A 12,776-nucleotide genomic window follows, 5' to 3' on the forward strand; every position below is an offset into this window, starting at 1 on the left:
ATTATCCGCGGCAGACAATCATATCTAAACAAGTATCCGATCCGCGCCCAAAGCCCTTGAGCAATCAGATGTAGTCCATCTATCAAAAAAACAGCTTCAATCCACTCAAAATAGAATCCAATCCACGCAAATGGTCCATCAATCCACGCACATCGGAGTTTAATCCACGCAACACAGCAATCAATCCACGCAACAAGAAATTGAATCCACGTTCCGGACAATTCAAGTCCTCCGAAGCTAACTCAAAGCAGAGAAAATACTCCCATTATCCGCGGCAGACAATCATATCTAAACAAGTATCCGATCCGCGCCCAAAGCCCTTGAGCAATCAGATGTAGTCCTCCATCTATCAAAAAACAGCTTCAATCCACGCAAAATAGAATCCAATCCACGCAAATGGTCCATCAATCCACCCACATCGGAGTTCAATCCACGCAACTCAACCATCAATCCACGCAACAAGAAATTGAATCCACGTTCCGGACAATTTAAGTCCTGCCCCACAAGCCCCAATCCACAAGTCCTGTTCCACACTCAAAGTCCTTTGAATCCACGCTCCACCAATCGAAACAGATTTATTTATCTCCATTTTTCGGAAGCATATATTGTGCGTATCGATTCTTTCCGACACGCTGCAACGGCATCTTTTTTATCAGGCGATAGGATTGATTCGGATTTTGAATACCAAGAAATTCTCTGCATTCGGGATTCGTCATAGTGTTATTGATGAGCTTAAAATACTCCATAATTGTATGCTCATGCGCATTTTTACTTTTGTAATGGCAGATAGGGCAATACCAATAATATGGAAACTTTTTCATCCCTATATGTCCACACTTTTTGCACAAGACCCCATTTTTAATTTCGCTAAGCTGAATATTATATCTTTCAACTAAAGGATATGGATTAAATTCGATATGATTATTTAGAAAATAGTCTTTCCAATATTCAATCTCCCTACCAGTTAAAAAAGGTCCCCTTATAGGAATATTTCGTATGAAAGATTTTAATTCATTTTTTCGTAAAATAGTTGTTTTATTTGTGCTTTGTTCAATTAGACCTGATGTAAAAGGGAAAACAACGGCACCGTATACGGGAATGTTCTGTCCTTTATTCCCCAAAAAAGTTTTGAGTTGATAGATATACTCTTCCAGTTGTGGCCCTGGGCTATTAAAAACTTGAACTTCTCCATTAGGCAATGTCCGGACAAGCTGACTTGGATTGTCTCTTAAAATAACTGAGCCTTTAATGTTTTTCACTTCTAATATCAAGATATAATGCGGAGTCAACAACAATACATCAAACTGAACTTTCGTTTCCAGCGACAAAGATAGATTGTGAAATATAAAAAAGTCGTAGGGAAGTTGAAGCTTTACTAGTAAATCCATAACAACTTTTTCACCAATGTCACCGGCTTGGATACGATTATATTCATTGATTAATTCCTCTCGCTTAGGATTTGATGTAGAAAGTCTTCTTATTAAACTATCTAATCCATCTAAATAATCTGTTTTAGAATAAGCCTTACCGATCAAAAATATCCTCCTCCTTACTTTTAGCTGAATTATAGAGAGAGTTTCAATTCCATGCAAGGCACCAAAACAAACGAAAAAACTCATAAAACAACAAAATTATATGAAATAAAATTAAAAATATCAAAATAATACCGAAAATATATTATGAAATCCAATTTCGCTCATTTTTATAAAAATACCGAAAAAATTATGACAAATTAAAATAATTTATCATAATAAAAACAAGAATTATTGGCAAAAATAGTCACGTATAATTCACTGAACTAGTATGAAATACCCGTTCACCTGGAAGTAATATTCCTATACAATAATTCTATAAGACAAAAGAGAAAGAAGGGAATAGCCAAAAATGAGGAAAAATATTATACGCATCTGTATGATTCTTACGATGTTAGTAGCAACAATCTATATCACTAACGGACAAGCCTCCGCAAAGACATCAAGCACTTACAAAACAACTGAGGTCAATCAGATTGCACACATCAAGTCAAAAACTTCCAAAATCTATAAAAAACCCAATGACAAGAAAAAATTCATCCTGGCCAACACTACTTACACAGGTAGAGCCTTTTATGTAAGAAATAAAACAACGATTGATAAAACAACTTACTACCAACTTTATCAAGGATCCAAAGAAATAGGATGGGTTGCATCAGGAGATTTAAAGCGCTACTCACGTAAGCTTGTAAATAAAACATCATCGACAGTATACATAGCGGGAACAGGAACAGCTTACGATATGCCTTGGGGCGGTACGAAAAATAAAGTTTACACTTTAAGTAAATATCGCGCAAAATCATTCAAAATTACTCGAACAGAAAAACTTGGCACATCCACTTGGCACAAAGGAACGCTAAACGGAAAAACGGTCTGGATTTCAGCGACACATATCAAAACAAACCCATACATCGCGCTGAACCTTCGAAAAACATCGAATATCACAGCAAAAGAAATGCAAGCATTCTTATTAACTAAAGGAAAACTACCAGACAACGTCCTTTACAAACTAGCACCAACATTTATCGAATTACAAAACGAATCTGGCATTAACGCCCAATTTATGTTTGCTCATGCCATTCTAGAAACAGGTTGGGGCGGTTCTACTATTGCACAATACAAAAATAACTATTTCGGTTATCAAGCATATGACACTTGTGCCTTAACTTGTGCAAAATACTTCCCGACAGGAAAAGCAGGATTAAGTGCATATGTCTACAAAATCTATCGTGATTATCTAACAACTACTGGCGCTTACTATAATGGCCCATCGCTATTAGGCATGAACGTCAAGTATGCTACTGATAAAGGCTGGAGTGAAAAAATTGCTGATTTAATGGCACAAATGAAACCATACAACAGCTCTTATTACAGCAAAAAAAGCGTAAGTACAAAAGTATTCCCAGCACCAAAAGAATACGATAACGTCATCCCAGAAACAAAAGCACAACCAGCTTCATATCATACAATGCCGTCGGATATCACAGCAAAAGTCAACGTTGCATCAGGAGCAACAGTCTATAGCTTGCCATATATCTACTCATCAAAATATGGCACATACAAAAAAAACAAATCAATCACGCTAAAAGCCTATCACTCAGATGTCCGCGACTTCAAAAATGATAGCGGCAAAACAGTACGCTGGTATCGAATCAGCTACAGTGGCAAACAAGGGTGGGTACGTAGCGACCAAATCGCTGTTCAAAACCTAGCCTTTACAACAAGTGACGGCACAAACCTAAGAGCTGGCGCCGATACAAAATATACAAAAGTAGCTTCAGTCAATAAAAACACGCCGATCAAACTAGTCAAAAAAGACAACAAATATGTCACAAAGAAAGACAAAAACAAAACAACCTGGTACCAAATCTACAAACCAGGCACAACCAAAAAAGCATGGATCAGCAGCTCAGTTATCCAAATGTACAACTAACTATAAGGAGACCACCAATCATCACGGGTGGTCTTTTTCTATTACCCAAAAGCATTATCCGCGGACAGGATACAAGTAAAACACAAATACCTAGCCGCGCCCAAGCAGAGCATCATCCCGTTTGACTACCTTAAGACTTAAATTATCAAGAGAGCGGATAAAATTTCCAAAACCGCGTGACATACCTAAAAAATCGCGTAACTTCACCCCGAAACCGCGGGACTAGACCAAAAAACTACGGAACCCCCTAAATACTCAAAAGCATTATCCGCGGAAAGGATACAGGTAAAACACAAATACCTAGCCGCGCCCAAGTAGAGCAATAATCGTCTACCCCGAGTAAACTCATAAAGACTTAAATTGTCAGGAACGCGGATACAATTCCAAAAACCGCGGGACCAACCTACAAAATCGCGGAACTCTCTCCGAATATCGCGTAACTCCACCCAAAAATCGCGGAACCACCCCACACCCCTCCCACCCCAACACCTACCAAATCTCTCAAATCCATGCTATAGTTAGTAAAAATCCACCATTTTAATAGAAAGGAAGGATTATAGATGGCAACACATCAAAAGTCACACAAAAGACTCACAGCAGCAGTTATCTCAGCAGCTATGCTAGCATCAACAGTTACCATGTCCCTACCAGCATTAAAGGCGGAAGCAAAAACTACGGTTACGCAACCTACAAAATCAGTTAAACAAACAGACACTAGTAAATTAGGTCGCTTCAAAAACGAGAAAGCCGTTATATATCAATCACCAACAGCAACAACAGGAACAAAAGTAGGCAGCCAAAAACTAGAACTCACTTACTACATAAACAAAAAAGCTGTTTACAATAAAACAACTTATTATCAAATTAGCAACTATAAAAACGCCAGTCAGCCATTTATCGGTTGGGTCAAAGCAAAAGATCTCACAACCAAAACACATAAAATTACCAAAAATAGCACCACAAAAAGATATATCAAAGGAACAGGCAAAGGTTACACAAGACCATGGGGTGGAGCAAAGAATATCATGTTCATCTCCCTTACCACGAACAAAAACACCCTATTTAAAACGAAAACAACTGAAAAAGTTGGAGATGACACGTGGTATAGTGGAACACTTAACGGACAAACTGTCTGGCTAAAGTCGTCCCAATTAACAACAAAAAAGCCATCACCAACAACGACTAAACCAGTACTAAAAAAAGTAAACAGACTAGGCCGTATCAACACACAAATTGCCAAAGTTTACCCAGATATCGACAATCTAAAACAATCATCCGAGGCAACAACCAAAAAAACGAATAGAACGTATTACATCACGAAGCAAGCAACAATCGGAAAGAACATCTATTATCAACTAAGCACACACCCAACAAGTACAGCTGCAGTCATCGGTTGGGTTCAAAACACAGAGTTAACAACAGTTGCTCAAGGGACAGCTAAAATCCCTACAACTGAAAAAGTATTAAATGGAACAGGTAATGGCTACAGCATTCAATGGGGTGGAACAAAAGATATTGTTCAAAAATCGTTACCAAAAGATGAAACATTCACTATCATAAAAGCCGTCAAAGCAGGAGATGGAACCTGGTATCAAGGCACAACAACAGACAATATCACTCTCTGGGTCACATCAACACAAGTCAAAAATGCGCCAAAGCCAGACACCACAGACCCAGCTAAGCCAACCGAGCCAACGGAACCAACTAACCCAACAAAACCAGATCAAGAAACACCAGCACAACCACAAACAACAGCCATTACAAAAGTCGGCATCCTAAAAAGTACATCTACCAAAATCTATCAGGATTTAACGGACCTAACGAAATCACAACAAGCAGGCAAAACCTATACAAAAGAAAACTTCTATGTCTACAAACAAGCAACAGTAGACAACAAAACATATTACGAAATCAGTCGTACAGACGGTACAAAAACAAAGTCAATCGGATGGGTAGAGGAAGGACAAATCACCTTAACCAACATCACTTCATCCACCACATCCAACCTAAAATTGTATTTAACAGGATTCGGTAAAGCTTATAATATCTCAAACGGTACAACAAACAACGTCGTCTATAGCTCACTAAGCAATTACCGAGCAAAAGCATTCACAGCCAAGAAAACCGAAGTCATTAACGGTAAAACATTCTACCAAGGAAGCGTTGGTGGCAAAACGGTCTGGATCACACCAGAACAAACCGGCAACAATTATCTAGCAGAAAACCTACGAAAAGTATCCAATATTACGCAACAAGAAATGGAAGCCTATCTTGTAAAGAAAAAAGGAACAAGCTTCACTACAAACAACCTTTACAAGATGGTGCCAGCTTTTCTAAAAGTCCAAGCAGAATATGGCATCAACGCTCAATTTATGCTTGCTCATGCAATCTGGGAAACAGGATGGGGCGGTTCAGCCATCTCACAATATAAAAACAACTTCTTTGGCTACCAAGCATATGACTCAGCACCATTCACCTGTGCCCTATACTTCCCATCAGGAAAAGAAGGACTTGAATACTATGCGGATGCTATTTACAACAAATATTTAAAACCCGGCGCTCTCTATAACAACGGAGTCCATATCGCAGGGATGAACACAAAATACGCAACAGACCAAAATTGGGGACGTAGTATTGCTCGACTAATGGAAGAGATGAAACCATACGACAGCAAATACTATGCAGCTCAGCCAGAGAGCACATTAGATCCAGCGCCGATACAAAAAACATACGATCATATTATCCCGGCGAACAAGCCACAACCGAGCACATTCTATACATTCGACCAAGGCATCATAGCAACGGCATCTCTAATTGCGCCAGTCTATTCCATGCCATACGCTACGACTGCAAGACAAATTGGTACGCTATCACTTGGTCAACAAATTACAATCTTAGGACATAACGCAGATATCAAAGATGACAAAAATAGTGGTGGACGTTGGTTCCGCGTTAGCTATAATGGCAATGACCAAGCATGGGTTAGAAGTGACTACTTGAATATCCAAAACCTGGCTGTTACGAACTATAATGACACCAATGTACGTGACAAGGCAACGACGAAAAATTCAACTGTCCTTGCAACATTGAAAAAGGATACTTATTTAAAACTTGTAACAGATGACAAAGGGAAAGTAGTAACAACAAAAGACGAATCCAACACAACTTGGTATCAAATCTATATCCCATCCAGTACAACAAAAGCATGGATCAGTTCTACTATCATTACAAAATTCTAAAATTAAAAGACAGAAATGTTTACCTCATAACATTTCTGTCTTTTGCTTTTTTACATGCTAAAAAAGGCCAACCCTATTTTCGAACCCCTTAATCACTTTTCACTATACCCATTTTAAAAAGTAGTATCTAACATACATCATTTTACAAAATCCTTTTAAACGATGTACCTAGAATACAAATAAAGTCTCCATAACTTCAACCTCAAATCCCCTTATAACAAAGCCTAAGCCACCCTCAACTTATTTCGATTAGAAAAATATCCATTTTAGTCATACCCATTAGAAAAGAACCATATAATGTAGCGAATTATCATACTCTCAATTTTGAATAGGAGGAGAAGCACACTGCCTTACAATAGAAGACTGCCGTTATTAATGTTATTAGACTCTACCATTGTGATTACAGCAATATTTCTAAGCTATTTAATCGTTAGTCCTTCATTACAACACGGAGTAATGCCATTTCTACTTGTAAGTTCCGGTACATTATTAGTGAGTCATCATTTATTTGCGGCAATCTATCGTATGTATCGAAATGCTTGGGAGTATGCCAGTATAGGCGAGTTGCTAGCGATTATTAAGGCGATTACATTGTCAATCATGACGACAATAGTCGTTCAGCTAATCGCTTTTCAAACAATAGATGTTCGTGTTATAGGAATCACATGGATGATGCATGTCCTTTTAATCGGGGGCTCGAGATTTTCATGGCGCTTATTCCGTGAGCGATTTATCACACCAAATCCTGAAAAAGAACGGACGTTGGTCGTTGGAGCAGGTGCTGCTGGGACGATGATTGTTCGGCAATTATTGAAAAACAAAGAAACGAATCTCTATCCAGTTGCCTTTGCAGATGATGATCCAAAAAAGCTCAAACTCCAGATTTATGGGATAGACGTAAAGGGGAAGATTCACCACATTCCAAAGTTAGTCGAAAAACTAAAAATTGAAAATATCATCATAGCAATACCGTCGCTTCAAAAGTCAGAACTAAAACGAATCTACGAAGAATGTGCCAAAACGAAAGCAAATACTAAAATCATGCCATCTGTGGAAGACTTGATCGCAGGTAAAATATCGGTCAATAACTTTCGGGAGGTACAAGTGGAAGATTTACTTGGTAGAGAACCAGTGAAATTGGATATGACAAGCATTTCAAAAAAAATAACAGGTAAAACGATACTTGTAACAGGTGCAGGAGGATCTATAGGCTCTGAAATCTGCCGACAAGTTTGCAAATTCTATCCTAAGAAACTGTTACTCTTAGGTCATGGTGAAAATAGCATTTATACGATTGATATGGAACTGAGACAACTCTATCAAGAAGAAATAGAAATCATCCCGATTATTGCAGATATACAAGACAGAGTACGTCTATTTGAAATCATCTCAAAGTATAAACCAGATGTCATCTATCATGCAGCAGCTCATAAGCACGTACCACTCATGGAGTACAATCCTAGAGAAGCGGTGAAGAATAATATATTCGGTACCAAGAACATAGCGGAAGCTGCTGATTTCTTCGGTGTCGGATGTTTTGTCATGGTCTCCACCGATAAGGCAGTAAACCCACCGAATGTTATGGGAGCAACAAAACGCTTTGCGGAAATGATCGTACAAAATCTAGCAAAAGAAAGTAAAACAAAATTCGTAGCCGTCCGTTTTGGAAACGTACTAGGAAGTAGGGGAAGTGTAATCCCACTCTTTAAAAAGCAAATCGAAGCAGGCGGGCCTGTTACCGTAACGCATCCAGAAATGACGAGATACTTTATGACGATTCCAGAAGCCTCTCGCTTAGTTCTCCAGGCAGGTGCCTTAGCAAGGGGAGGAGAAGTATTCGTCTTGAATATGGGAGAGCCAGTTAAAATTGTCGACCTAGCACGAAATCTGATTACGCTATCGGGTTACACAGAAGAAGAAATCGGTATAGAATTCTCAGGAATCCGACCAGGCGAAAAACTATTTGAAGAACTGTTAAATGAAAATGAGCTCCAAAAGAAACAAGTATTGAAAATCTTCATCGGAAAAGCAGATCCTATCGATAAGCAAGAACTCTATCAAATAATAGACACACTACTAGAACAAGACATCAAAACACTAAAAGAAACGCTAATTAGCACTGCCAATAGAAAAACAATAGTTCCATCCAAACCATCACTAGTATTAGTAAATGGTGGACAACAAGTTACACAACATATAACCTCAGCGACTTGATAAAAGGTGCTGAGGTTTTTGTTATATGGAAATGGAGATCAATGTCGGATCTAGTCTAACCTAAAAGTAAAAAGTTTACTAAATAACTAACAATTAATATCAATTGACTAGATTATTTAAAACATAAAGTCATCTAAATAGATTTAAAAACCATCTGCTATTTTATTACAAAATGCATCATTTTCGTAACATTTGTAATAGTATTACCTCGCTACAACAAAATTTCACAATAGGATCATTGCATGGTTAAATCATCGATTGGAGGAATAGTAGACTATATATAATGGAAGAAACTCATATTCATAATATTTAATAATAACTAAAAAACTAGCAATCTAAAATAGTATGATAATATTTCAGGAATATGCCAATATTACACGAAAAATATATATGAAAAAATTAGAAATTTAGTCATGTCTAATAGTTTAAAATAATCCTTAATAACTATCTGTATAAACAATATAACAATAATCATGCTTATTTTGTAAAAATAATGTAAATTGAGAATAAATGTATAATATTTTTATTGCTAATTTATCAAAATAGTGATATTTACCTTTTTGTATTGAATATTTTTACATAAAAAAAGGTGGAAATTCTCCCTCTAATAGTCGATAATTAGGCTAAGCATGATTAGCTGATGAACACAAAAAAACAGCGAAATGCTAATCATATCCAATAAGGGAGGATTTTTATTCATGGCAAATCTTAAATTAGTTAAGTCTGCTACAGCACTTGTACTTGGTGCTTCTGTACTTACATCTGCAGTTGCGGTATCAGGTACTGATGCTTCAGCAAAAACTACTTACAAAGTGACTAAAAAAGGTACACTTGTAAACGCAAAAACTAACAAAGCGGTAAAAGGTTACAAATCTTATAAAGGTAAACTTTATAAAAATGGTAAAAAATTAACTGGTACTTACAAATCAGTATTCTACAAATCAGGTGTTAAATTCACTGGTACTTACAACAAAAAATACTATGTGAAAGGTAAACTATTCACTGGTAAAACTTCTAAAAACGTTTACTACAAAAAAGGTGTTAAATTCACTGGCGTAACTTCATACGGTTACACTTACAAAGACGGTAAACGCGTAGAAGGCGAATACAAAGGTAAAGTTTACAAAAACGGTAAACTATTCACTGGTCTTTACAAAGATGTTCTTTACACTAAAGGTGAAAAAGAAACTGGTCTTGATCTTTACCAAGATAAACTTTACAAAGATGGCGTACTAAACGTAGGTCTTGCTCTTCATGAAGGTAAACTTTATAAAGATGCTGATCTTAACAAAGGTTTAGTAAAACACGAAGATAAATGGTACAACGATGCTGAAATAGCTGACGGTACTTATGATGATAACGGCGTTGAAAGAGCAATTGAAAACGGTGTTGAAGTTGGCGCTAAAGTTAAATCTGTAGAAGCGATTAACGGTACAACTGTTAAAGTTACATTTAACAAATCAGTAGATAAAACTGCTGCTGAAAAATCAGGCGTAGTTACAGTTGAGGGTGTTACACTTTCTGCTGGTAAATTATCAGAAGATGGTAAAACATTAACATTAACTTCAACTACTGCAATTAAAGTTACAGATGCTACTGTAGTAGTTAACGCAATCCAAACTAAAGCAGACGATAAAGTATCTACTGAAAAATATGTAGGTAAAATTACTTTTGAAGATAAAGTAGCTCCTTCAATTGTAAGCGTTGAAGCTAAAACAAACGGAACTGTAGCAAAAACTGCTACTATTCAATTATCAGAACCAGTAAAAGCTGGCGTACTAGTTAAAGTTGATGGAGATTACGCTACAGTAACATCATTCACAGGTACTTCTGATTCATTAGAATTAACAGGTTTAAACCTTGAAGCAGGTAAAACACATACTGTTGAACTAATCAATGCAGAAGATGCAGCTGGTAATAAAGTTGTGTCAACTTCAGCTACTTTCACAGTATCAGTAGACGCAGCTATTCCAGTTGCTACAGTATCTGCTGCAAATGATAAAGAAATTTTAGTAACATTTAATAAACCAATGAAATCATCTACAGTAGCTGGTATTACAGTTAAAGATGAAGCTCTTGCATCAGTTGGAATTGGAGCTATTACTCCAGTAGCTAATACAAATGATACACAATTCACTATTGCTGTAACAGATTCTATCTTTGCAAATAAAGATAGCCGTACATTCAATGTAGTATTACCTAAAGACATGGAAGATAAATTAGGTAACAAAACAACTGAATCAGTACAAAAAGTAACTTTAACAAAAGATTCAGCTAAACCAGTAGCAACAGGTTTCAACGTAGTTAAAGATAAAGACGGAAAAGTTGAAGCAATCGAAATTAACTTTAGCGAAGGCTTAAAAGCAGCATCAGTAGTAACTGGTACAACATTACATGATGTAGCTTCTTCAATCGTAACTGCAAATGGCGTTCTTGATACTACAACATTTGCAAACTACAAAGCTCAAGAAGTAAAAGCTGGAGATAAAAAATTAGTATTCAAAGCAGCAACTGCAGAAGTTATTACAGGTCAATATGCAATCTCATTCAAGAATGAATTAGTAACTGACCTAGCTGAAGCTGGTAACAAATCAGCAGCATTCAATTACACTATTGACTTTGGTCAAGGTCAACAAGCTACTGAATTCGAATTATCAAAAGCTGAAGCAACTAAGAATGTTATCACTGTAACATTCCCAGAAGCAGTAAAAGGTGGAGCAGTAGCAGGTTCAGCAACTGATGTAGCTAACTACACATTAGGTGGTAAACCACTTCCAACTGGAACTACTATTACTCTTGATAAAGACCAAAAAGTAGCAACAATTACATTACCAGCAGAATCTATTGATAAAGACGATAAAGCCGCTGTATTCACAGTAGCTAACGTTAAGAATACTGCAGGTACAAAAACTTTAAAATCTTACGTAGGTACTGTTGGTGTTAATGATAACGTAGCACCTAAATTACAATCTGCTCAACTATTAGCAGATGGTAAAACATTTGTATTAACTTACAATGAAAATGTTGCTGGTATCAATGCAGCTGATGATGTTAAAACAGCATTTAAATTTACTGAAGATGGTAAAGATGTAACACTTAACTCAGCTACAGTTGTTAGTGTAACTGGTAAAACAGTTATTATTACAGCAGATAAATCTGTAGCTACTACAACTCCAGCAGTAAAAGCAACAGCTGATGGATTCTATGATGCAACTGGTAAAGCTTACACTGCAAAAGTTGGCGATACAGTTGGAGCTAACACTTACTATGCTAAGGATGATGTAATCATCCCAAGCCCAGATGCTGGAGTAACTCCAGATGTAAAAGCAACAGCTGATGGATTCTACGATGCAACTGGTAAAGCTTATACTCTACAAAATACAGATACAATTACAAGTGGCTCAACAACTTATAAGTTCTATGCTAAAGATGCTGAAATCGTAGCTGCTAAACCAGGAACTTCAGTTGTAGCATTTGATACTACTAAAACTGTAACACTTGAAACTCTTGCAGCATTAGTTAAAGATACAGCTTCAAATACTCAAGCTAAAGAAATCAAAGTTACAACTACTCGCTAATTGTAACTATTGATAAATCCACCCCTTTCCTTATTGGGCGAACGGATTCACACTCCTATCTTCTTTGGAAGATAGGAGTTTTTTAGTCTCATAGCGTTTGGATTCACTTTTTAAATATATATTATTATCTTGAATTCTAGCTCTCATGTATTCGTACATGGGAGCTTTTTCGTTAGGAGGGAATGGAATGAGTGCTCCCAAAGCAGCATACATTACCTAAAAAGCGATTACTTTTAAACGAGCCTAAGAAAGTTAGGAGTTCTAAAAGTAATCGTTTTAC

Annotated in this window: 6 protein-coding genes; 4 read left to right on the forward strand and 2 right to left on the reverse strand. The window is 36.9% G+C overall.

What is annotated here, in order from left to right:
* Positions 1 to 221, reverse strand: a 221-nt coding sequence (locus Q0977_RS11905) for a hypothetical protein (RefSeq protein ID WP_299514144.1), incomplete at its 3' end; no start/stop codon positions are given.
* Between the two features lie 354 nt (positions 222 to 575).
* Entirely contained in the window at positions 576 to 1,535 is a 960-nt protein-coding gene (locus tag Q0977_RS11910; protein ID WP_299514147.1) for a nuclease-related domain-containing protein, read from the reverse strand.
* A gap of 349 nt (positions 1,536 to 1,884) precedes the next feature.
* Here Q0977_RS11910 and Q0977_RS11915 point away from each other — a divergent pair, with 349 nt between their 5' ends.
* From Q0977_RS11915 to Q0977_RS11930, 4 genes are all read left to right on the forward strand, one after another.
* Entirely contained in the window at positions 1,885 to 3,465 is a 1,581-nt protein-coding gene (locus Q0977_RS11915) for a glucosaminidase domain-containing protein (RefSeq protein WP_119414152.1), read from the forward strand.
* Between the two features lie 560 nt (positions 3,466 to 4,025).
* Entirely contained in the window at positions 4,026 to 6,704 is a 2,679-nt protein-coding gene (locus Q0977_RS11920) for a glucosaminidase domain-containing protein (protein ID WP_299514154.1), read from the forward strand.
* A 345-nt stretch (positions 6,705 to 7,049) separates the two neighbouring features.
* Positions 7,050 to 8,918, forward strand: a complete 1,869-nt coding sequence (locus Q0977_RS11925; protein WP_299514248.1) for a nucleoside-diphosphate sugar epimerase/dehydratase — start codon at positions 7,050 to 7,052, stop codon at positions 8,916 to 8,918.
* 698 nt (positions 8,919 to 9,616) lie between these two features.
* Positions 9,617 to 12,496, forward strand: coding sequence for a hypothetical protein (locus Q0977_RS11930; RefSeq protein ID WP_299514157.1), 2,880 nt, complete (start codon positions 9,617 to 9,619; stop codon positions 12,494 to 12,496).
* Positions 12,497 to 12,776 lie beyond the last annotated feature (280 nt).

The sequence above is a fragment of the uncultured Rummeliibacillus sp. genome, assembly GCF_934216135.1.
Taxonomy (GTDB): Bacteria; Bacillota; Bacilli; order Bacillales_A; family Planococcaceae; genus Rummeliibacillus.